This is a genomic window from Lysinibacillus sp. NPDC056185, assembly GCF_047737915.1.
In the GTDB taxonomy this organism is placed as follows: Bacteria; Bacillota; Bacilli; order Bacillales_A; family Planococcaceae; genus Lysinibacillus.
The window spans coordinates 183,385-204,824 of the sequence record NZ_JBLLLQ010000006.1; the positions used below are offsets into that span (position 1 = coordinate 183,385).

The 21,440-nt window shown below is 38.4% G+C and carries 22 protein-coding genes; 16 read left to right on the plus strand and 6 right to left on the minus strand.

Features of this window, described 5'->3' with window-relative positions; genetic code table 11:
• Positions 1-481 precede the first annotated feature (481 nt).
• Both sigK and pssA read right to left on the minus strand, forming a co-directional pair.
• Entirely contained in the window at positions 482-1,189 is a 708-nt protein-coding gene (gene sigK / locus ACMZ42_RS08700; protein WP_370079523.1) for an RNA polymerase sporulation sigma factor SigK, read from the minus strand.
• Positions 1,190-1,276: 87 nt separating this feature from the next.
• A complete protein-coding gene (gene pssA, locus ACMZ42_RS08705) occupies positions 1,277-1,777 on the minus strand; it encodes a CDP-diacylglycerol--serine O-phosphatidyltransferase (protein ID WP_370079526.1) in 501 nt (166 codons plus the stop codon).
• Between the two features lie 136 nt (positions 1,778-1,913).
• On the opposite strand from pssA, the gene ACMZ42_RS08710 reads away from it, so the two are divergent.
• From ACMZ42_RS08710 to ACMZ42_RS08755, 10 genes are all read left to right on the plus strand, one after another.
• A complete protein-coding gene (locus ACMZ42_RS08710; RefSeq protein ID WP_370079522.1) occupies positions 1,914-2,696 on the plus strand; it encodes a phosphatidylserine decarboxylase in 783 nt (260 codons plus the stop codon).
• A 36-nt stretch (positions 2,697-2,732) separates the two neighbouring features.
• Complete coding sequence (locus ACMZ42_RS08715; protein WP_049667747.1) at positions 2,733-3,254, plus strand: YqeG family HAD IIIA-type phosphatase; 522 nt, start codon at positions 2,733-2,735, stop codon at positions 3,252-3,254.
• Positions 3,251-4,354 carry a ribosome biogenesis GTPase YqeH gene (yqeH, locus tag ACMZ42_RS08720; protein WP_370079521.1) on the plus strand — a complete coding sequence of 368 codons (1,104 nt, stop codon included), beginning with the start codon at positions 3,251-3,253 and terminating at the stop codon, positions 4,352-4,354. The genes ACMZ42_RS08715 and yqeH overlap by 4 nt, the downstream gene beginning before the upstream one ends.
• 30 nt (positions 4,355-4,384) lie before the next feature.
• Positions 4,385-5,215: a shikimate dehydrogenase gene (aroE, locus tag ACMZ42_RS08725; protein ID WP_370079520.1), complete on the plus strand. Its 831-nt coding sequence runs from the start codon at positions 4,385-4,387 to the stop codon at positions 5,213-5,215.
• Between the two features lie 5 nt (positions 5,216-5,220).
• On the plus strand, positions 5,221-5,523 hold the full coding sequence (gene yhbY / locus ACMZ42_RS08730) for a ribosome assembly RNA-binding protein YhbY (protein ID WP_323653381.1): 303 nt from the start codon (positions 5,221-5,223) through the stop codon (positions 5,521-5,523).
• Positions 5,524-5,532: 9 nt separating this feature from the next.
• Positions 5,533-6,123, plus strand: a complete 591-nt coding sequence (locus tag ACMZ42_RS08735) for a nicotinate-nucleotide adenylyltransferase (RefSeq protein ID WP_370079518.1) — start codon at positions 5,533-5,535, stop codon at positions 6,121-6,123.
• A complete protein-coding gene (gene yqeK / locus ACMZ42_RS08740; RefSeq protein WP_402870339.1) occupies positions 6,092-6,664 on the plus strand; it encodes a bis(5'-nucleosyl)-tetraphosphatase (symmetrical) YqeK in 573 nt (190 codons plus the stop codon). Before ACMZ42_RS08735 ends, yqeK begins: the two co-directional genes overlap by 32 nt.
• Positions 6,661-7,005, plus strand: a complete 345-nt coding sequence (gene rsfS, locus ACMZ42_RS08745) for a ribosome silencing factor (protein ID WP_370079516.1) — start codon at positions 6,661-6,663, stop codon at positions 7,003-7,005. Before yqeK ends, rsfS begins: the two co-directional genes overlap by 4 nt.
• A 2-nt stretch (positions 7,006-7,007) precedes the next feature.
• On the plus strand, positions 7,008-7,748 hold the full coding sequence (locus tag ACMZ42_RS08750) for a class I SAM-dependent DNA methyltransferase (protein WP_370079515.1): 741 nt from the start codon (positions 7,008-7,010) through the stop codon (positions 7,746-7,748).
• A gap of 132 nt (positions 7,749-7,880) precedes the next feature.
• Positions 7,881-9,056 carry a DUF4085 family protein gene (locus ACMZ42_RS08755; RefSeq protein WP_415731187.1) on the plus strand — a complete coding sequence of 392 codons (1,176 nt, stop codon included), beginning with the start codon at positions 7,881-7,883 and terminating at the stop codon, positions 9,054-9,056.
• A 436-nt stretch (positions 9,057-9,492) separates the two neighbouring features.
• Here the strand turns inward: ACMZ42_RS08755 and ACMZ42_RS08760 are convergent, their stop codons facing one another.
• Together ACMZ42_RS08760 and ACMZ42_RS08765 are read right to left on the minus strand one after the other, a co-directional pair.
• Positions 9,493-12,078 (minus strand): polynucleotide kinase-phosphatase, encoded by a 2,586-nt coding sequence (locus ACMZ42_RS08760; RefSeq protein ID WP_415731188.1) that lies wholly within the window; start codon positions 12,076-12,078, stop codon positions 9,493-9,495.
• Complete coding sequence (locus ACMZ42_RS08765; RefSeq protein ID WP_415731189.1) at positions 12,075-13,370, minus strand: methyltransferase domain-containing protein; 1,296 nt, start codon at positions 13,368-13,370, stop codon at positions 12,075-12,077. Before ACMZ42_RS08765 ends, ACMZ42_RS08760 begins: the two co-directional genes overlap by 4 nt.
• A 336-nt stretch (positions 13,371-13,706) precedes the next feature.
• On the opposite strand from ACMZ42_RS08765, the gene ACMZ42_RS08770 reads away from it, so the two are divergent.
• From ACMZ42_RS08770 to ACMZ42_RS08780, 3 genes are all read left to right on the plus strand, one after another.
• Positions 13,707-14,354, plus strand: coding sequence for a helix-hairpin-helix domain-containing protein (locus ACMZ42_RS08770; RefSeq protein WP_415731190.1), 648 nt, complete (start codon positions 13,707-13,709; stop codon positions 14,352-14,354).
• 106 nt (positions 14,355-14,460) lie between these two features.
• Complete coding sequence (locus ACMZ42_RS08775; RefSeq protein ID WP_370079511.1) at positions 14,461-15,030, plus strand: ComE operon protein 2; 570 nt, start codon at positions 14,461-14,463, stop codon at positions 15,028-15,030.
• A gap of 107 nt (positions 15,031-15,137) precedes the next feature.
• Positions 15,138-17,318, plus strand: a complete 2,181-nt coding sequence (locus ACMZ42_RS08780) for a DNA internalization-related competence protein ComEC/Rec2 (RefSeq protein ID WP_415731191.1) — start codon at positions 15,138-15,140, stop codon at positions 17,316-17,318.
• 32 nt (positions 17,319-17,350) lie between these two features.
• On the opposite strand, the gene ACMZ42_RS08785 is transcribed toward ACMZ42_RS08780, so the two are convergent.
• Positions 17,351-17,488, minus strand: coding sequence for a YqzM family protein (locus tag ACMZ42_RS08785; RefSeq protein ID WP_142508925.1), 138 nt, complete (start codon positions 17,486-17,488; stop codon positions 17,351-17,353).
• A 165-nt stretch (positions 17,489-17,653) separates the two neighbouring features.
• Between ACMZ42_RS08785 and holA the strand changes: the two genes are divergently transcribed.
• On the plus strand, positions 17,654-18,664 hold the full coding sequence (gene holA, locus ACMZ42_RS08790) for a DNA polymerase III subunit delta (RefSeq protein ID WP_370079509.1): 1,011 nt from the start codon (positions 17,654-17,656) through the stop codon (positions 18,662-18,664).
• A 135-nt stretch (positions 18,665-18,799) separates the two neighbouring features.
• Here the strand turns inward: holA and rpsT are convergent, their stop codons facing one another.
• Positions 18,800-19,048 (minus strand): 30S ribosomal protein S20, encoded by a 249-nt coding sequence (rpsT, locus tag ACMZ42_RS08795; protein ID WP_142508923.1) that lies wholly within the window; start codon positions 19,046-19,048, stop codon positions 18,800-18,802.
• 162 nt (positions 19,049-19,210) lie between these two features.
• Between rpsT and gpr the strand changes: the two genes are divergently transcribed.
• Positions 19,211-20,227 (plus strand): GPR endopeptidase, encoded by a 1,017-nt coding sequence (gene gpr, locus ACMZ42_RS08800; RefSeq protein WP_415731192.1) that lies wholly within the window; start codon positions 19,211-19,213, stop codon positions 20,225-20,227.
• Positions 20,228-20,279: 52 nt separating this feature from the next.
• Positions 20,280-21,185 carry a stage II sporulation protein P gene (gene spoIIP, locus ACMZ42_RS08805; RefSeq protein ID WP_415731193.1) on the plus strand — a complete coding sequence of 302 codons (906 nt, stop codon included), beginning with the start codon at positions 20,280-20,282 and terminating at the stop codon, positions 21,183-21,185.
• Positions 21,186-21,440 lie beyond the last annotated feature (255 nt).

Consider the following 21,440-nt stretch of genomic DNA (forward strand, 5'->3'; position numbering starts at 1 on the left):
CTAAAACATCACGTCTGTGACAACGCCTTTGTACCAACCTCCTGTTGTTGTTGTTGCCGCTTCCTTTCGCGCAGACAAAACATGTTGTTGTTGCCGCTTCCTTTCGCGCAGACAAAACATGTTGTTGCTGCCGCTCCGCTTTCGCACAGACAAAACATGTTGTTGCTGCCGCTCCGCTTTCGCACAGACAAAACATATTGTTGCTGCCGCTTCCTTTCGAGCAGACAAAACATGTTGTTGCTGCGCTCCGCTTTCGCACAGACAAAACATATTGTTGCTGCCGCTCCGCTTTCGCACAAAAATACCCTATTACCCCAAGAGGCTCATCAGACGCCCACGGGAGAGCGTCAGTCGGAACGAAAATCAACTCTACGTTATGGTGACCAGCTTAAGGGGTACTTTTGTAACAAAAAATACAAGATTAATTGCAGAATAAAGTAATGGGAATGTTGAAATTTTATAAGTATCAATTTACAATATATTACTCAATAATCTTTTGATCTCGTTTATATAATTGATAGAGTTTAATAAGAGCTCGCTTTTCAATGCGAGATACATAACTACGAGAAATATTTAAACGTGCAGCGATTTCCTTTTGTGTAAGTGCATCTTGCTGGTTTAGACCATAGCGGAGTGTAACGATTTCGAGTTCACGATCGTCAAGCATATGCAAATAATGATATAGTTGTGCAACATGCTCTTTATGTTCAAGTTTTTCTGTTGCACTTTCTTCATCGCATTGTAAGAGATCTCGGATTTGTAGTGCATTACCATCTTTATCTGTACCGATTGGCTCAAATAAGCTAACATCTTTTTGCACTTTTTTCTGTGTACGCAGATGCATTAAAATTTCATTTTCGATACAACGGGCGGCATAAGTGGCAAGACGGGTTTTTTTGTCAGGCGTATAACTTTCTACGGCTTTCATCAGACCAATAGTACCGATGGAAATATAATCATCAAGTTGTTCATGTTTTGGGTGGAATTTTTTTACAACGTGTGCAACGAGTCTCATATTGCGTTCAATTAGATCGAGACGCGCTTGCTCATCACCGCCTAAAAATCGTTCAATACAAGCAGCTTCCTCTTCTTTTGAAAAGGGTTTATGGAATGTTTGCCCCTTTAAATAGCCAAGTAACGCTGGGATTTCAAGCCATAACTGCAACATAGATGTAAAAATTCCGCTCATTGAATGATTTCATCCTTTCCCCATTTTTCGACAGTATATGTTATAAAACTGTGTTAAATGAAAAAAAGTGCAACAGCAAATGCGCTGTTACACTTTTTTTAACGAGATTGTACTAATCATTAGTAATGCTAGTATTGGGAATAGGAAAAGATAAAATGCCGGGTGGAACGTATCAGATGCAAAATACGTTAAAGTTAAGATCGTACCTGCCGCTGTAATTGGTAACCCTGTAAAATAGCCGTTTGCTTCAGTAATATTGAAGCGAGCTAATCTCATCGCACCGCAGATGATGTATAGTACTGTCATCGTCATGCCGACGAAACCAAAGTCGACTAAGACAACTTTATACATTAATAATGCAGGCGCCACACCAAATGATATAATATCACTCATAGAATCTAATTGTTTACCTAGATCAGACACTTGTCCGAGTGCTCTAGCTACCTTTCCATCATAACGATCAAGAAGGGCTGCAATAAAGATAAACAAGACACTATAGCTATAGTATTCGTGTAGTGTAGCCATTATGGCCGCGCCGCCGAAGGACATATTACTGATTGTGATAAAGTTTGCTGCTTGCGATTTCATTTTCTTAACCGTGGTATCCACCAACTTGTGATAAAAAAACAAGGGGGATCACTCCTTTGCACTTAAGATATTGTACCATTATACTTCGAATGCGAAAAAATTGACAGTCTAAATTAATCGATAGGGGTTTTGTTTTATGAAAGAAAAACTATATCAACGCTTGATTGAATTAACAAACGGAAAGCAATCCTCCCATCTTTTGCAATCTATTGCAAAAGCAAAGTGGAGTAAACGAATTATTCCGAGTTACATGAAGGTATACGATATTAATCTTGAAGAGGTTTCAAAACAACAACAACATTTTTCAAGTTTACATGACTTTTTTACAAGAGAGCTTTTAAAAGATGCACGTCCAATTGAACAAAATCCCACTACTTATGTAAGTCCAGTGGATGCCAAAGTGGAATCCTTTGGACGTATCGAATGGGATATGACATTTCATGTAAAGGGTAAGCCTTATGCTTTACATGATTTACTTGGCAATGCAGAACGTGCTTCACAATATGCAGATGGACATTTTATCGTGTTTTACTTGAGTCCTGCAGATTATCACCGTATTCATAGCCCGATTGATGGGGAAGTGCTAAGACAATATATACTTGGTCAAAAATCTTATCCTGTTAACCAGCTCGGTCTTACATACGGTAAAAAACCTATTTCACACAATTATCGTTCAGTAACGGAGCTGAAAGTGGCGAATGATCAACAGATAGCATTTATTAAAGTTGGTGCTACCTTTGTAAATTCTATCATGCTCACTAATACAACAACACAGTGGCATAAGGGTGAAGAAGTCGGATATTTTTCATTCGGCTCAACAGTAGTTATGCTGTTTGAAAAGGATGCAATAGAATTTACGGAAAATGTTGTACAAGGAAGCCCAATTCGAATGGGTGAAGCCTTCGCAAATATGCTATAATGGTCGAATAATACGTTTAGATTAGGGGTCGCTATTTTGTATAATTTTTTATTACCAGATGAATTTGTCACGAGTATTTATGAAATTACACCGGAAAAGCTTCAAGACTTAGGTATTAAAGGGATTATTACGGATTTAGATAATACGCTTGTGGAATGGGACCGTGCAGATGCAACGGAAGAGCTAATTATTTGGCTGCGCATTATGAAAGAATCAGGCATTCGTGTTATTATTGCGTCGAATAACAAAGAAGCACGTGTTAAGCAATTTGCTGAGCCATTAGGTATTCCTTATATTCATAAGGCGAGAAAGCCACTTCGTAATGCCTTTTATAGTGCAATTGTTCAATTAGGACTACGACCACAGGAAGTAGTAATGGTAGGAGACCAACTACTAACAGATGTAATGGGCGCTAATCGCTTAGGTTTGCATACGGTACTAGTAAAACCAGTTGCACAATCAGATGGGCTCGTAACAAAATTCAACCGATTTATTGAACGTCGTGTGTTCAATAATTTAAAACGAAAAGGAATCAGTACTTGGGAGGAAAAAGAATGAACGAAATGCCAAATTGTATTGGCTGTGGTACAACAATTCAAACAGAAGATAAAACAGCAGTTGGGTATGCACCCCCATCATCATTAGAAAAAGACGTGGTCATTTGCCAACGTTGCTTCCGTTTGAAAAATTATAATGAAATTCAACCAGTTTCATTAACAGATGACGACTTTTTACGCATATTAAACGGTCTTGGAACACAGCAAGGCTTAATCGTAAAAATTGTTGATATATTTGACTTCAATGGGAGCTGGCTACCAGGACTTCACCGCTTCGTAGGTAAAAATCCTGTGTTATTAATCGCGAATAAAGCCGATTTATTACCGAAATCTGTGAAACCGAAAAAAGTGATTAATTGGCTAAAACGTGAAGCGAAGGCTCTAGGTCTACAACCTGTCGATGTACTTTTAGTGAGTGCCCATAAAGGTAACGGGATGGCCGAAGCAATGGAAGCCATTGATGAGTACCGTAACGGACAAAATGTGTATGTTGTAGGTTGTACAAATGTTGGGAAATCCACGTTCATTAATCGCATTATCAAGCAGGCTACTGGTGAAGGTGAGATTATTACAACTTCTCATTTCCCAGGTACCACTTTAGATATGATTGAAATTCCATTAGATGATGGTAGTGCATTATATGACACACCGGGAATTATTAATCACCATCAGATGGCACACCATATTGACTCTAGCGAATTAAAATATATTATGCCTAAAAAAGAAATAAAGCCAAAAGTGTATCAACAAAATGCTGGACAAACATTATTTATTGGCGCCCTTGCTCGTTTTGACTTTATTCAAGGAGAACGTTCGGCATTTACGGTACACGTGGCAAATGACTTACCAATACACCGAACAAAACTTGAGAAGGCAGATACATTGTATGCAGAGCATAAGGGTGAATTGCTGGCACCTCCAACTGCTGAATTTATAGAACAGCTACCACCATTAGTACGTCATGAGTTCTCTATCAAAGAAGCGAAAACAGATGTTGTATTCTCTGGTCTTGGATGGATTACTGTGCAGCATGCCAATGTAGTTGTAGCAGCTTATGCCCCAAAGGGTGTACAAGTATCAATTCGCCCATCACTAATTTAGGATGTACAAGTAGAGAAGAGGGATTAGGAAATGAAGAAATGGTTTGCGGTTATGGGTGATCCGATTGAGCATTCAAAATCCCCGGCGATGCATAATGCTTGGTTCGAGGAAATGTCAATAGATGCGACGTATATTCCAGTGCATGTATCTTCTGAAAATTTGGAGTCAGCGGTTGCTGGCCTGAAAACATTAGGTGCTAGTGGCTGGAATATTACAATCCCACATAAAACAGCGATCATTCCTTATTTAGATGAGCTAGATGAGTTGGCAAAAAAAATGGGAGCTGTTAATACGGTTGTCCGAACAAAAGAAGGAAAATTAAAAGGATACAATACAGACGGTGTTGGTTTTGTACGTTCGTTAGAAGAAGCGGTTGGTAAGTCACATAAAGACAAGCCAGTTCTTCTTATTGGTGCGGGCGGTGCTGCTCGTGGTATTGCTTTTGCAATGCAACAGCAAGGTTTTACGAATTTAACCATTGCTAACCGCACAGTGGCAAATGCCCAAGCAATTGTCGATGAAATGGGTGTAGGTCATGCGATTTCTTTAGCGGAGGCTGAGGAATCATTAGCTGATTTCGGCATTTTAGTGCAAATGACATCGGCTGGACTTGCTACGGGCAATTTTTCAATGCCATTTTCATTAGAACGACTTGCAAAAGGCGCAATTGTAGCCGATATTGTGTATAATCCATTAATGACGCCTTTTTTAAAAGCGGCTGAGGAAAAAGGAGCAACCGTCGTTACGGGTCTTGGAATGTTCGTTCATCAAGGGGCTATTGCTTTTGAGCATTGGCTTGGTGAATACCCAAATACAAATTCAATGATTGCGCAATTAAAGGCGCAATTAGGAGGAAATTAATTTTTATGTTAACAGGTAAACAAAAACGTTTTTTACGTGCAGAAGCACATCATTTAACACCGATTTTCCAAGTAGGAAAAGGCGGCGTTAATGACGAAATGACAAAGCAAATCCGTGAAGCATTAGAAGTACGAGAGTTGATTAAGGTACGTATTTTAGATAACTGTGAAGAGGATAAGCATGAAGTTGCAGAAGCACTTGCTAAAGGTGCTCATGCAGAGCTTGTGCAATTAATCGGTCTGACAGTTGTTTTATATAAAGAATCACGCAATCATAAAAAGATTGCATTACCAAAAGCAACGAAATAAGGTGAGACGATGAAAAGGGTCGGTTTACTGGGAGGTACGTTTAATCCACCACATAATGGACATTTAATGATGGCTAATGAAGTACTGCATGCATTAGATCTAGATGAAGTTCGCTTTATGCCCAATGCGTTGCCACCACATAAGTTCGCACGTCATGATGCTAGCGATGAGGAACGCCTTGAAATGGTAAAGCGTGCAATAAGTCCATATCCGTATTTTTCTGTGGAGTCGTATGAGGTGGAGAAGGGTGGCGTATCCTATTCATATAAGACACTTTCTGCGATGTGTATAAGTGAGCCTAATGTGAAGTTTTACTTTATCATTGGAGGCGACATGATTGATTCGCTTCATACATGGTACTGTATTGATGAATTAGTGAAGCTTGTGCAATTTGTAGGAGTAAAGCGTCCAGGAACAGTGGCCACTACAGAGTACCCTATAGTAATGGTGGAAGCTCCCCAAATCGATTTATCGTCCACACTGATTCGTGAACGACTTGCTACTGGAGGAACGGTTACTTTTTTACTGCCTGAAGCGGTAGAGACGTTCATACGAGAGGAAGGTCTATATGGAACGCGAACAGTACTTGGCGGCGATTAAGCCACGTATGCCTGAGAAGCGCTATATTCATACCATTGGTGTAATGGAAACAGCCATTGAGCTAGCAACATTATATGGTGAGGATGAAAAAAAGGCTGAGATAGCTGCCATCCTTCACGATATTGCGAAATATGCAGATATCGAATGGATGGAGAACATCGTCCGTGATGAAAAATTAGATGCTCGCCTTATTGGCTGGGGTAGTGAATTACTGCATGGTCCAGTAGGTGCATATATTGCAGAAAGCGAATTTGGCATTAAAGATGAGGATATGTTAAATGCTATTCGTTTTCATACAACAGGACGCGTGGGCATGAGCCGTCTAGAAAAAATTATTTTTGTTGCAGATATGATTGAACCTAATCGTAAATTTGATGGCGTTGATCGTCTGCGAAAAAAAGCAAAGAAAAATTTGGATAAAGCGATGAGTGCTTGTGTGCGCCATACATTGGCATTTTTAATTGACACAAAACAACCAATTTATCCATTATCAATAGAATGTTACAACGATATGATAAAAAGAGAGGACAGTGAAGGATGACTTCAACTTTATTACAAGCAGCTTACAAAGCAATTGACGACAAACATGGTGAGGATATTGTCGTTTTAAATATGCAAGGCATTTCACTTTTAGCAGATTACTTTATTATTGCCCATGGTAATTCTGACCGCCAAGTGCAAGCAATCGCACGTGAATTACAAGAGATAGCAGAAAAAGAGGGCTATGAAATTCGCCGTGTAGAAGGCTTTGATGGAGCACGCTGGGTGCTTGTCGATCTTGGAGATGTAGTAGCGCATGTATTCCATAAAGATGAACGTGCTTATTATAACTTAGAGCGTCTATGGGGCGATGCACCGCAACTAGACATGCCAGAGGCTTAAGTGTGAGTAGTTACGAACGATTTGCACACGTGTATGATGAGCTGCAAACCGATATCCCTTACAATCTTTATGTGGATTGGGTTTTGCAGCATGCACCGAGCAGTCAATTCCCGAATCTTTTAGATATCGGCTGTGGTACAGGTGTGCTTGGCCTGCTGTTTGCGCAGGCAGGTTACAAGGTAAGTGGAATTGACTTGTCGGAAGATATGCTCTCAATTGCCGCAGAGCGCTTTGCTGGTGCAGGATTACATGTGCCTCTCTATTGTCTGTCGATGGATGAATTAGAGGGCTTTGAGGCGCTTGACGTTGTAACGATTGCTATTGATTCGCTGAATTATGTAGTGGAAGAAAAAGCAGTTTATTCAACATTAGAACGTATTTATGGTGCTTTACGTGATGGAGGCCAGCTGTTTTTTGACGTACATTCATTATTTAAAATGAATGATATATTTTTAGACGGACCGTTTACGTATGACGATGGTGATATTAGCTATGTATGGCATACGGAACCTGGCGATTTTGAACATTCCGTTGTCCACCAAATGACGTTTTATGTGCGTGATGCTGCGAGTGATCTGTATGAACGCTTTGACGAGGAGCATAACCAACGCACATTCTCGATGGAGCAATATATGGCGTGGCTTCAGGAAATTGGCTTTAAACAAGTAGAAGTAACAGCAGATTTTACTGATGAAGGCCCTGAATATGAAAGTGAACGCATTTTTATCCGTGCGGTAAAATAGTAAAACAGCTCGCTGGTAAACTTACCAGCGAGCTGTTTTTACTTTCCGGTGTTTATTTTGTTTCGCAAATAACACTAATTTTCGAAAAAATATTTCTGTTATCTTACAACCTAATTAAAAGGGGCTGAAATTATGTGGCATTTATCATTGCGTGAAAAAAGAATGTATGAAAATGCGATGAAACTATTTATTTACGAATCTGATGAAGAGTGGACAGATTACCTTGCCTATGCAAAGGAAAATGATATTGATCCATTTAAGGAAAAGAAGCAGGAGTTAGATGTAATACGCGATAGTTTAATGAACTATTTACCACTGCGATTTCATACATATGTTTTAGATCGTACGTTGAATACACCAAATGTTCCTAAACATGTACGAGAAGATTTTTTAGGATGGAGAAATGAACAGGAGCAGCTATTTGAAAATATTCTCGATGCGGCATATGAAGAAAAGCAGAAATCGTTAGCTTATATAGAACCAAAGGAAAGAGAGGTCTTTGAGCAAAGCCTTCATAATGCAACAATAGTTAGTATTCGCCGTAATGCTACTCAAGTAGAATTAACATTTGATATGGCAGGGGGCTTTACTGCAAAGTCAATCATTTCTCTAACGTTTAACAATATTTTAAGTGAAGTAGGTCAAGTAGAACCAGAGCAGTTTTATATTTATGATGAGCTCAGAAAAACAGCGAATGGAATGGCACTACGTGTTATTTTTGATTGTCCAGAAGTGGAATGGACGATTGAAGCAGAGGAGTTAGACGCTGAATTTTATTATCGCCCAAAAACATATAGTGATTTTGCTGAAAACGGTAATTTTTCTACGTACGTTCAAACATTGCAGCTAGAGAGTGGCTTAATCTTTATTACACCTCAATTAAAAAAACGAGTAATCGGGATTCAGCAACAAGCACCGTTTTTAATTTTAGAAAATAGCAATCTATATGAAAATGATCAAGGCGTTTTTGTGGATACAATACGTGTGGCAGAAAAATTAGATGATTGTATTCATTTTTTACATACAGATACATATGAAGACCCGTATGCACATTTTAGTGAGCCAGTACCAATACAGGACTTGGAGGAGGCGGCCCTCGGTACGGATTTAGAGTTAAAGGTTCGCGCATGGAATACAATGTATGCCAATCCAGTACAGCTCGCGGAGAAGATTAATCATATTTTAATGCAGATGGATCCAACTCAAGAGGATGATATGATGCAAAATGTGTTTATTCGTCATTTTTACAATGAGGGAATCTTAACGACTGAGCTTCAAGCGAAATTTAAAGATATCTTAGCAGAATAACGCTTGTAGAAAGTAATGTTGAAAAGAGGCTGGGACATAACTGGTCGAAACCTTAAAAAGTGCGAGAAATCAATTTAGAAACGTTGATTTCTCGCGCTTTTTTGATGTGAAAATTTTTATACGCAAATTATTAGTGCGGTCAGATAGTGTTGCATGAAGGTAGATGTCGACATTTTTCGAAAGTTGGTAGATAAATTAAAAAAGTTGGTAGATAAACTAAAAAAGTTGGTAGATAAATTAAAAAAGTTGGTAGATAAACTAAAAAAGTTGGTAGATAAATCGATAAAGTTGGTCGATAAACAATCAAAAGTTCTCGATAAATCTCAAAACTGCAGCTTAAATTTTCTACATTAATGACCATAAAAACAAAAGTGACGGATAGAACGTCAGCAACACATTGTGCTCATCTCCACATTTTGATGCATGGCGATCTTTACTAAAGTCTAGGGTCGACAGGATCACTTTCGAGTGCTAATGTCCCGAGTACACATTCATGAATACGGGCAGTCGATTCACCTTTAACAAAACGTTCTATTCCTTCTAGTCCGAGTGCAAATTCACGCAATGCATGCTTCATTTTTTTGCTTGGATTACGTTCCTTCAGTTTCGTTAAATGTGAAGGCTCTAAATAGTCCATACCATAAATAATTCGTAAATACTCACGACCACGTACTTTAATTGCGGGCTGAATGAGCTTGCCATTATATTTTGTGACAAATATTTCAGGTTTAATAACAATACCTTCATGACCAGCAGCAGTCATTTCCTCCCACCAAGTGATGATCTCCTGTTCGGAAGCTTCATCCGTAATGACTTTAAACTCTGTTTCAATAAATAGTGTTGAATTTTTTGCGAAAAGTCGATTCATTTCCATATGCCATATATGCGGTTTATGGAAAAATGTTTCCGAACTATGTGCTAATACATGGAAGGGTGCAATTTGAATAGATGAAGCATCCTGGACATCCCAACAATAATTTTGGTAAACAGTTGAAAATCGTTGTACATTTTCAAGCAAGCCCTTATACTCCTGAAGCCATTGTGAAACATCGATTTGTACTGTGTCACGTAGTTTCTCCATTAGCTTTGTGCGGTCCATTAGTGCTTGCTCAGCTACATGTGCATACTGCTGATCGATTAGTTGTTGCGCTTTTAAGTTCCAAGGTAAAATTTCCGCATCAAGTAGTACGAAATTTGTATTAAACTGTTCGAAATAATTTTTCTCTATTAATTCTGTATGAAGTTGTTGCAAAATTTTTTGTTCCGTCTCTTTATCGAAAAACCGTCTTCCTGCTCTAGTTGTAATAATACCAAGTGTTTCTGTATCAACATATTCCTTTGCAATAATCGAATCTTTAAACAGTAAAAGAACAGCGCGACTACCCATATGTTTTTTCTCGGCAATCATTGTCTGAACACCGTGCTTTTTATAATAGGCAAATGCCTCAGAAGGGTGTTCCAACGTATCTGCTAACGCAGATGTTTGTGGTGTTGGGCTCATCGTAGGTGGAATATAAACTAGCTGTTCTAACGGCAGTGCATAATGAGAAACACTGTCGATTGCTGCCTTTGCATGAGCACCGCTTATTTGTACATTGTTAAAGTATGCAGTTTCCACTGTGAATCCTTCTAAAAATGCCCCGATGTTTGGTGGGGCAAAACGTTGAGCTTTTGCCTCAAGTAGAGGATTTCGTTCGATACCGGCATAGTTTTTATACGCCTTCACAAACTCAATTGTCTTTTCAGGGTAACGAAAAGCAGTTAGCTGACCGCCAAAAACAACTCCTTGATCAATATTCAACGTATTATTTTGCTTTAACGGATGAATTTTAGGATCATGCCCCCAAATAATAAGCTGTGATGTTTGATGATCTATAAACCAATCATTACGAATAGGTTTTCCAGATTTATCTTGCCCCTGAACATCACCGTAACGACAGAAATCAGAAATTCTTGTCGATTGTTTGCCTATATAACGGTCACGGATACCTGCGTGTGTAACAACAGCTGAAGAAATGCCATTATTCACTAACAAATAGTGAGAGGGAGCAGCAAGTAAACATTTCGCGAGACGAGCTTTTAAGGCTTTTGTTTTCTCCGCTCCGTAATCTTCTTCATAAGCATTAAATTCAGCTTCGACTAGCTCATCCCCATGATGTAATGTTACTTTGCGACCATCTAACCAACGAGCGATTTTCCAGCCATGATTACTGTCAGTCATATAGGCAAGCCCACGCTCTATATGGCGATCAAAAAAGTCCATCGTTGCGATTGATTTTGGTCCTCGGCTCATAATATCACCAACTGAAACAAAGCGTCGACCTTGGGGATGAATATAGTAACCTTCCTCATTTTCTTCGTAGCCTAGCTTACCAAGTAATTCGATAAATTCATCAAAGCAGGCATGAATATCACCAATAATATCAAGCCCAGCCTCTACATTTAACAGTAGCGGTGACTTTTGTCTTGATAATGTTAGTTCATCCGTCTCTGTCACAATATAGGTTTTAGTAAACGACTCTTTTTTAATAAATCGTTTTTCTGCTTTTAATAAGCGTGCCTGCTGTTTAATACGCTTACTACCTCTTGGGTCTTTGCGAAAAGTATCTCGATGTAACAATTCATCAAGAGGAATGTCCAATACAATTGCACTAACAGGAACATGTAGTTTTTTTCCAAGCGAAATATATTTTTGACGTTCCTCTGATTGTAAATGTGTAGCATCAACAAAGGTGCATTTATTTAATGAGCTCCTAGCCTCTAAAACGCGTTCCATAACAGCAAAGGCTTGTGCTGAAATAGCGAAATATTCATCATATAATAAATCTGCTTCTTCCTTCGAATGATGTTGAAAATCGATATAATCCGTATCTGAAACAAGTGTCCTATAAGCATCAGAGCTAATAATTTCTGAAGGAGAAAGCATACCTGCATTAACCCATTGTTGTAAAAGAGTAGATTTTCCACTATTGGATGGACCAATTAGCAGAACAATCCCTGCATGTGGAATCTTGATGTTCATACATTCTCCTCCTTTTTCGTATAGATGCACATTTGGGTAGGTTGTCCGTAAATATCATGTTGATTGCCGATGCCAATAAATGAAAGCTCATATTGTTCGTTGCGATTCATCGCATGACACCACTCTTGAAATTGTTTGCGTGTCCATTCAAATCGGTGATCATTATGACGCATTTCATCTAATTCGTAAACAGCATTGTATTCAGCATTTGGTGTTGTCACAATTAATGTTTGAGGACTATATTGAGTTAAAAGCAACTCCATTATTTTAGGTAATCTTTCCTCATTAATATGTTCAATGACTTCACATAAAACAATGACGTCTTTATGTTGTAATCGTGCATCGTAATAAAATAGCGAGCCCCATGTAGGTTTTGGGGTTACAAATGCATCCTCTAAGCCTTCAAAACGCTTGATCGCTTTTTTCATTGCAGTTTCACTTGGTTCAACCGCAAGCAACTCGTCAATTCCTTTAACGTAGGCAAGTAAACTTGAAAGCTTTCCTTCACCAGAACCAAAATCAACTATTGATGATTTTCGAGGTAGATTTTTAATGGTTTCAACAATTTTTTCGTAGCGTAATGTATTGAGTGACCGCGTTACATTTTGTGGTGCTATGTTACCATCATATAAATGGGAGAAACGTAGGGCTTTTTTATAAATAAATTCTTTCATTGGATGTGTATCTAACCAGTCTTCTCCGTATCGTTTAAGCTTATCGACTTCCAACTCATCGATAAAGTAGTGCTTATAATCATCTATTACTGGGATCAGTACAAAGAGATGCTGTAGTGCTCGTTGTAGCGTAATGTCCGCGGATAATGTCAGAAAACGCGCACGATGGTCGCTATTCAAAGCCTCGATGTTGACAGTATAGCCAAGAGGCTGAAACAATTCATTTATCGTTTCATTTGTCATAGCTGAAGCAATTGGACCGAATTCAAATGTGAATGAAAATGCTTGAGCTACCCATTCAATATATTGTTCCTTTGGCTTGCCATTTAACGCAGTACCTAAAGCAGAACGGATAAGGGATAAAAAAATACTACTAGCGGCGAATTCCCGGTCATTAATATAATGTGTAATATCAAGTGCGTTGGCATTTTGAACAAGTGCGAGTGCATTTGGTGTAACAAATATTGTCACAGCAAGGTTTGTTTCAGAAAGCTCGTGATAAACAAGTCGAACTAAATGATCTTTCACACGCCGTTCGTATAAATTATTCGGATTTTTTGATAGTAAGTAGGAGATAGCTTTCACATTTTCTCCCTTTGCCTGTATTGTTAGCTGCATATTCTTCCTCCATTCAGTACGCAAAGGCATAATGTGTCTTCTTTATTGTGGCTCATCACCATAACTTGTAGTTGATTCCTGTTCGGACTGAGCGCTTTCCAGAGGGGACGATGAGCCCTAAGAATTCGCCCAATCTCCATCCCAAACTTTCGGTGATGGGCCATTATTCAAAGCATAGCATAGTTTTATATCATTATGGCAGCGCATCATAAGCAAAAGGCAGGATGCCTTCGTTTTTGTCTTAATAGATAAATTATCTTTTCAACACTTGAATGATATTGTAAGATGAAATAGACTCCATATGATTACCTTTTGCAAAGGAAAGGATGTTATTTGATGATCCAATCTTTTTGGCAAAAGTACAAAAAAAGTATGTTGCTCCCCGGCATACTAGTAATCAGTGGACTTTGTTACTTCTTTTTTTCGAGATCTGACTCTTCACCTCCCCAAGAAGAGCTCATCGAAACAATCCAACCTATTGAACAACCTGATATGAAAGAATCTGTTGATGAAGCGGTCATACAGCAGGTATTTGTTGATATAAAGGGTGCTGTTATGTATCCAGGCGTCTATGAGCTACAGACTGACCAGCGAATTATAGATGCAGTACAGCTTGCAGGAGGCTATACGCAGAATGCTGATACGCAACTCATTAATCATGCACAAAAAGTTGAGGATGAGATGGTTATTTACATTCCGATAAAGGGTGAAAAGCCTAACGATATTACCTCTAATATCTTGACGATGCCTACTAGTGGAGCATCACAAGGTGACAACGGCGTAAAAGATCAAAAGGTTAATTTAAATAAAGCAGATGCAGCTGCACTTACGACATTATCAGGTATTGGTCCATCTAAGGCTCAAAGCATTATTTCGTATCGCGAGGAGAATGGTGGCTTTAAAACAATTGAGGACTTAAAAAAAGTGAGTGGTATTGGCGAAAAAACGTTTGAGAAGCTGAAGGATTTCATTACCGTTAAGTAATGGCAGGAAATTTTGAGATATTGACGTTTCTTTTCAAAAAGGGCTACACTATAGTATAAAAAGACTGTTGAAAACGAACAGCTTATTAATTTATGGAGGTAGTCATATGGAGCGAATTACTTGGGATCAATTTTTCATGGCGCAAAGCCATTTACTCGCATTACGTAGTACATGTACAAGGCTTGCAGTAGGGGCAACTGTCGTTAGAGATAAGCGAATTATAGCAGGTGGTTATAACGGTTCAATTACAGGGGATGAACATTGTATTGAAAATGGCTGCTATGTTGTTGAGAACCATTGTGTGCGTACAGTGCATGCCGAGATGAATGCACTGCTACAATGTGCAAAATATGGTACGCCTACAAAAGGTGCAGACTTATATGTTACGCATTTCCCGTGTCTACCATGTACGAAATCTATTATTCAAGCAGGTATTGAACGAGTGTATTACGCTACTGATTATAAAAATAACCCTTATGCACAAGAACTATTTGAAAAAGCAGGTGTAGAGGTTGTACACGTTCCGTTTGATGAACGTAAAATCGACTTTTTAAGCGATGAAAAATTAGCCTTGTACATAGACATGCTAAACGAGCTTCGTGAGAGTGGTATGCCTGCAGAAAAATTGCTCCCATATGAACAGAAGGTGAGTGCATTATTTGGCAAAAAGCTTTAAAGCATAAATGGATTTACGTAGCACTAGCTGTACTTGTTGCTTCAATAGCGGCACACAAGTCAGCTTGGCTACTCGCTATTCTTCTAATTTTCGCGTTATGGCTTAAATTGAAAGGTGAAAGGCGTTTAATTTCAGCGCTTGTTATAGCCATTGGATTTCTTTCTTATTTCTTCATCGTAACATTTCAACTGACGGAATCTTCCCCTCTACCGTCAACATTCTCAATAACTTGGTCGAGTGAATATAAAATAAATGGTCAAAAGCTTAGAGGCTTTGTCAAAACTGAAACAGGTGAGAAGCTGTATGTCGTCTATACATTTTCATCAGAAGAAGAGAAAAGCTTGTATGAAACTACTTCATTGACAGGCAGGACCTATCTAGTTCAAGGAGAACTTGTAGCCCCTCTTCCACCTGCACATGCGTATGCGTTTTCTATGGAAAAATATTTAATCAGTAAAGGTGCTAGGGGAATATTTGAAGTTTCAAGCTGGACCTTTATTGAAGAGAAAAAATCTATACGTTCGTTTCTTGCTAAACAGAGACACTATATGAAAAAACATATTGAAACAACATTCCCGGATTCACTGGTTGCAGAGGCACAAGCACTTCTAATAGGATTGCAGGATCAAGTCGATTATGAGCTTCAAAGGGCCTATCAAAAGCTTGGTATCACCCATATATTTGCTATCTCTGGTTTGCATGTGGCACTTGTCTCATGGTTGTTTTTTGAAGGCCTTTTACGTCTAGGCGTACGGAAGGAAATGGCGACCTTAGTTTTACTCATCATTTTACCTATCTATGGGGTGATTGCGGGTGGTGCTCCTTCCGTATGGCGCGCAGTATCTGTTGTAGAATTAATCATGCTGATGCGTTACGCTAGGTGGCAAATATCGATTGACGATGCCCTAGCAATTAGCTTTCTTTGCTTTGTCCTACTTGAACCAGGTGTCATTTATCAGATTGGCTTTCAATTGTCATATTTAGCAACGGTTAGTCTTGTCTATTCGGGTGTCATTTTAAGACGATCCACGAACTGGTTAATCCGTTCATTTTTCATTACATTTGTATGCCAGCTTCTTGTTTATCCATTATTACTCCATCATTTTTATGAAATTTCTATTTCTTCATTTTTAGCGAATATTATTTTCGTACCACTGTTTTCCCTTGTTATTTTGCCTTTTAATATTATCTTGTTTGTCATAACGATTATATCGATGCCGTTAGCCAAAGCTTTGTTTGTTGGATACGAGCCGCTCCGTGTGTGGCTTACAAAGTTTATTTTATATCTTCAGGAATTGCCGTTTCAGCTGTGGTCGCCAGGGCAACCTGCTATATGGCTTATTTGCGTAGCATTGATTAGCGTATTAGCGGGATTCTATTTTATAGAGATAAAACAGTATGGTATATTTGCAGTTGTCATGTTTATTCCTGCAGTGTGTATTCATTTATCACCGATGTTGTTTAACGATACTAAGCTGACATTTTTAAACGTTGGTCAGGGTGATTGTACAGTTATAGAATTACCGTTTAGAAGGGCTGTGTATGTTATTGATTCAGGCGGCGTACTACGCTTTGAACAGGAAAGATGGAAGACTTCAGAAAGCCCATATGAGGTTGGGAGACAAGTTGTGGTACCATTTTTGAAAGGAAAAGGGATACGAAACATTGATATTTTTATCGCCACTCATGCGGATGCCGATCACGTAGAGGGAGCTGAAGAGATTTTGCAAGAGATTAATATGCATGAAATTCATCTCACTCCTGGTTCGATGGATAAGCCTGTTATGCGGGATTTACTGATGGAAGCCAAAAAACAAAAAGTTTCTGTGAAAGAAAAAATGCAGGGAACTGCATGGCGCATAGGAAAAACTAGTTTTTATTATTTATGGCCACGTGACACTCTTTATGAGGGGAATGATGATTCAATTGTTTTATATATGCAACAGGGGTCATTTCGAGCATTATTTACGGGTGACTTAGAGGAATATGGTGAACAGGAGCTTATCCATCTTTACAACAAGCAATTAGCGAATATGACAGTGTTGAAGGCTGGACACCATGGCAGTAAAACATCGAGTATGGAGCCTTTTGTAGAGCTGTTACGGCCTGAATTAACCATTTTCAGCGCGGGACTCAATAACCGCTATCGTCATCCACATGCTGAGGTAGTGGAGCGTTTTACAAGTCGAAATTTAGCTACTTTAACAACTGGAATAGATGGGACGATTGAAGTAAGAATTCGTGGCAATAGTTGGTCTGTGCAAAAGGGAAAAGACCTTGTCCAATGAGCAAGGTCTTTTTCCTCGTACATTACATTCAATTATTTAGAGGCTACTTCTACTACTATTGCGATGAGAAACATAAGTGCAAACATTCCGAATGATACACCGAAGCCAACTCCTGAATCAGTTGCATCGTTACGGCGACATTGTATGTTTTTTCCTTCAAATGGATTCATTGTTATCCCTCCAATTCTGTTATTTATTATAAGACATCGTTTTCATAAAAGCTATATCGAAACGGAGAATTTACCATGTGGCAAAGAATCGACACAATTCGGTCAAAGTCACAAAGGAATTTCAAATCATGTATACTAGTAGTATTGCTAGATGGAGGGAAAATTATGATTTCAACGGTTTGGAATAATATCAAAAAAGGAGAGCTCTCACCGGTGTATTTACTCGTTGGTGAGGAAGGCTATTTTATAGATGAAACAGTTAAACGGTTAAAAGAAGCGATAGGACCCGAAGAAGAGATAGAGATGTCAACATTTGATTTGGAAGAAATGCCAGTGGATGCCGTTATGGATGAAGCAGATACAATTCCTTTTTTCTCTGAGCGGAAGCTTATCATTGCTAAAAACGCATCCTTTTTAAAGGCAACTGAAAAAGGAAAAGAAAAAATTGACCATGATATTAAACGCTTAGAAACATGGCTTGCTAATCCTTCTGATTTTTCAGTTACAGTTTTTATCGCACCTTATGAAAAATTGGATGAACGTAAAAAAGTGACAAAGATGATGAAGGAGCATGCGTTATTAGTCCAAGCTGAAACACCAAAGGAGCAGGACTTAGCTGTGTGGATACAGAGTAGAGTTAAAGCAGAGGGCAACCGCATTACACAAAATGCGATTGAGCAGCTTGTCGCAATGGTTGGATCGAATATGCTACAGTTGCAAATGGAAATTGAGAAGCTAACCCTTTATATAGGAGATGGCGGTGAAATAACGGCTACGCTAGTTGAGGATTTAGTGGCAAAAACGTTAGAACAGGATGCCTTCAAAATGTTAAATGCTTATTTTGCAAACGATTCTGTAGGGGCACTGTCTATTTATCACGATTTACTACGTCAAAAGCAAGAGCCTATCATGCTTGTCGGTTTGCTTGCATCAAATGTACGTACGATGTCCAATGTGTTTTATTTATTAAAAAAGGGCTATCATCCACAGCAAATCGCAAAAAATTTAAAAATACATCCTTATCGTGTCAAGTTGATGGTTGAGCAGCGTAATCGTCCATCAGAGGAAAGTTTATTGAAGGCGTTATATCAGTTAGCAGAGGTTGATTTACAACTGAAATCAACTGGAGGCAATCGTGAGCGTTATTTAGAACTCTTTTTACTACGTCGGCTTTAAGGATTGTGTAGAAGAAAACATCTATTGATGAGCTGTCCGAAGCAATAGGGGCAGCTTTATCAAGGCGTAATTAATTTTCTTGTAAATTAAAAAGATCAGCTACTCTTAATAGAGTAAACTGATCTTTTATAACAATTACGCTTTTTTAGCAAGGCGAGACTTTTTACGAGCCGCCGCGTTTTTGTGGATAAGTCCTTTTGAAGCTGCTTTATCTAAAGATTTGTAAGCTGCTTGTAAAAGTTCTTGTGCGTTTTCAGCTTTAGCAGCAACAGCGTTCTCAGCTTTTTTCACTGTAGTACGCATTGCAGATTTAGCTTGAGTGTTAGCAGCGTTAGCTTTTTCGTTAACTTTTACGCGTTTAATCGCAGATTTAATGTTTGGCATATGTTTCACCTCCTAAAATAGGTACGAGATGATATCTTCTCATTGATTTCTTGTGTCAATACAACAAAAATCATTTTAACAAACGCTAGGACAAATTGCAATAGATAAATGCAAAGAATATTTACTTGACAGTTTGAACAAACTACAGTTGAGGTGAACTGTATGCAAAATTTTAATTGGCAACGTACGGATTTGATTGATGAGTCTGAAGAGGTCGTTTTACATCAAACGAAAGAGCAAAAAGATACACTTAAAGAGTCGAGTGGTATTCAAATTGAAGATATCAATGCTGGTCGAGTAAAAATCACTGATGTGCTCGTCGATGCAGAAGGTGAGAAGCAAATTGGAAAGAAGAAAGGGAAGTACATTACTCTTTCTGTGCCTACTTTGACGTTAGAAGATCAGGATGGATTTGAGCAGCTTGAAAAAGAATTGCTTGCGAATTTCAAAAAAATGCATAAATCCATGTCATGGAAAGAAGATGACAAAATTTTAATTATTGGTTTAGGGAATCGGACAATTACACCGGATGCTATAGGACCGTATCTTATTGATCATTTGCATAGTTTAGATGTAATAGATGAAAAATTCGTCATGTATGCGCCTGGTGTAACGGGGCAAACAGGATACGAGACTGGTGAATTTGTAGCGGCGTTAGCAGAGCGTCTTAAACCTAAATTAATTATTGTTGTAGACGCACTTGCAACGAGAGCTAGTGATCGCTTATGTAAAACAATTCAATTAACAGATACAGGGATACACCCTGGTTCAGGTGTAGGAAATCAGCGTAAGGAAATTTCATATGAGATGCTTGGCATTCCTGTTACCGCAATCGGTATCCCAACAGTAGTTGATGCACCTGTATTAATTGCGGATGCTGTAGAGGTAATGCTACGTTCTATAGCTGCACGAGTGGCAGAGCGAAGTAAACCTTCATCCAAATTGTCATTGTCGTCTTGGCAACCAGATATAAATAAAGAACTAGATATGTCTTTAGTACAGCCGATTTTTGGAGAATGGGCTACATGGTCTAAAGAAGAGCGTCAGCAATTATTTGCAGAGACTTTCGCAGGCTCGCATACACAGCTAATGGTAACGCCAAAGGAAGCCGATTATTGGGTAGATAAGTATGCAAAAATCGTGTCTTCTATGCTTATGAAATGGGCAAATAATCTATAATTTTTTTCGTTCTAAAAGGCATACCCCCTCCATACGATAAGGGGAGGAGGGTGTGACTTTGCTAAAAAAACTACAGTGGTCATTTGGTTTATTGTTGTTCTTTTTCGTATTACCTGTCATTGCTGGGCAACTTCCGTTCAACAAGCAAGCATCGACTCCGATTAAAGAACCTGAGGATAAACAAGTCGTGTTTGCCGCTACTAATTTACCTGAACAAAGTGCACTGGAGCAGACAAAAGAGGAAACAAAGAATCAAGCAAAAGAGGAAACAAAAGATCAAACAAAAGAGGAAACAAAAAATCAAACACAAGATCAAACACAAGATCCATTTAAAGTCTTGTTATTATTTACGCATTCACAGGAATCATATCAACCAATGGTGAAAGCTGTTAGCGGGAAAGCGGCCTATTATGATGAAAAAACAAATATTTATAATTTAAAAGATACTATTTCTAAGCATTTTAGCATGAATGGTATACAAACTGACGTTTTAGATGTTGATGTTATGAAGGAACTAAAACTTAAGGGAAAAAGTTTTCCGGATTCTTATAACTTTGTACGTCCTTATTTAGCAAAACGTTTACAAGAGCAATCCTATGATTTAGTGATTGATTTTCATCGAGATTCTGCCAAGAAAAATGCGACAACGATAACCCATAATAACGAATCGTATGCAAGGATTGCGATTGTCATTGGTGCAGAGCATAAGAATTATAGATGGAATACTGCTTATGCAGAAAGTCTATCAGCTACTATGAATGAAATTGTGCCGAAAATTTCCAGAGGTGTTATATCAAAAAGTGGTGACAATGTGGATGGACGTTATAATCAAGATTTAACAAAAGAAATGATATTAATCGAAATAGGTGGAATTGACAATACAGAAGAAGAATTGAATCGTACAATTGCTGTAATAGGAAAAGCTATATCAAAATCCTTCAATACAGGAAATAAATAATTTAAATTTGGAATTGGCAAAAAGCTGGACTTTTTTATAGTCTTCTTTTTGCCAATTTTTTGTTGAGATGTAGCACTTAATCATTTTTTGGACAAAGTATGAAAATTGAATGATTGTTAGCAAAAATACCAGGAATTTGTTTTAGAAAAAATAGTTGTTAAGCCTTTTAATTATTCATTTCTTGCCTTATAATTTTCGAGTCAGCACATAAAGATTTGACGAAGAGTTGTAAAAGTTTTGAAGCGGCATATGCAA

Excerpts from the sequence above, each read along its gene's own strand:
- sigK (WP_370079523.1), bottom strand. The coding sequence starts at position 1,189 with ATGAGCGGAATTTTTACATCTATGTTGCAGTTATGGCTTGAAATCCCA.
- pssA (WP_370079526.1), bottom strand. The coding sequence starts at position 1,777 with ATGAAATCGCAAGCAGCAAACTTTATCACAATCAGTAATATGTCCTTC.
- ACMZ42_RS08710 (WP_370079522.1), top strand. The coding sequence starts at position 1,914 with ATGAAAGAAAAACTATATCAACGCTTGATTGAATTAACAAACGGAAAG.
- yqeH (WP_370079521.1), top strand. The coding sequence starts at position 3,251 with ATGAACGAAATGCCAAATTGTATTGGCTGTGGTACAACAATTCAAACA.
- aroE (WP_370079520.1), top strand. The coding sequence starts at position 4,385 with ATGAAGAAATGGTTTGCGGTTATGGGTGATCCGATTGAGCATTCAAAA.
- yhbY (WP_323653381.1), top strand. The coding sequence starts at position 5,221 with ATGTTAACAGGTAAACAAAAACGTTTTTTACGTGCAGAAGCACATCAT.
- ACMZ42_RS08735 (WP_370079518.1), top strand. The coding sequence starts at position 5,533 with ATGAAAAGGGTCGGTTTACTGGGAGGTACGTTTAATCCACCACATAAT.
- yqeK (WP_402870339.1), top strand. The coding sequence starts at position 6,092 with ATGGAACGCGAACAGTACTTGGCGGCGATTAAGCCACGTATGCCTGAG.
- rsfS (WP_370079516.1), top strand. The coding sequence starts at position 6,661 with ATGACTTCAACTTTATTACAAGCAGCTTACAAAGCAATTGACGACAAA.
- ACMZ42_RS08755 (WP_415731187.1), top strand. The coding sequence starts at position 7,881 with ATGTGGCATTTATCATTGCGTGAAAAAAGAATGTATGAAAATGCGATG.
- ACMZ42_RS08760 (WP_415731188.1), bottom strand. The coding sequence starts at position 12,078 with ATGAACATCAAGATTCCACATGCAGGGATTGTTCTGCTAATTGGTCCA.
- ACMZ42_RS08765 (WP_415731189.1), bottom strand. The coding sequence starts at position 13,370 with ATGCAGCTAACAATACAGGCAAAGGGAGAAAATGTGAAAGCTATCTCC.
- ACMZ42_RS08770 (WP_415731190.1), top strand. The coding sequence starts at position 13,707 with ATGATCCAATCTTTTTGGCAAAAGTACAAAAAAAGTATGTTGCTCCCC.
- ACMZ42_RS08775 (WP_370079511.1), top strand. The coding sequence starts at position 14,461 with ATGGAGCGAATTACTTGGGATCAATTTTTCATGGCGCAAAGCCATTTA.
- ACMZ42_RS08785 (WP_142508925.1), bottom strand. The coding sequence starts at position 17,488 with ATGAATCCATTTGAAGGAAAAAACATACAATGTCGCCGTAACGATGCA.
- holA (WP_370079509.1), top strand. The coding sequence starts at position 17,654 with ATGATTTCAACGGTTTGGAATAATATCAAAAAAGGAGAGCTCTCACCG.
- rpsT (WP_142508923.1), bottom strand. The coding sequence starts at position 19,048 with ATGCCAAACATTAAATCTGCGATTAAACGCGTAAAAGTTAACGAAAAA.
- gpr (WP_415731192.1), top strand. The coding sequence starts at position 19,211 with ATGCAAAATTTTAATTGGCAACGTACGGATTTGATTGATGAGTCTGAA.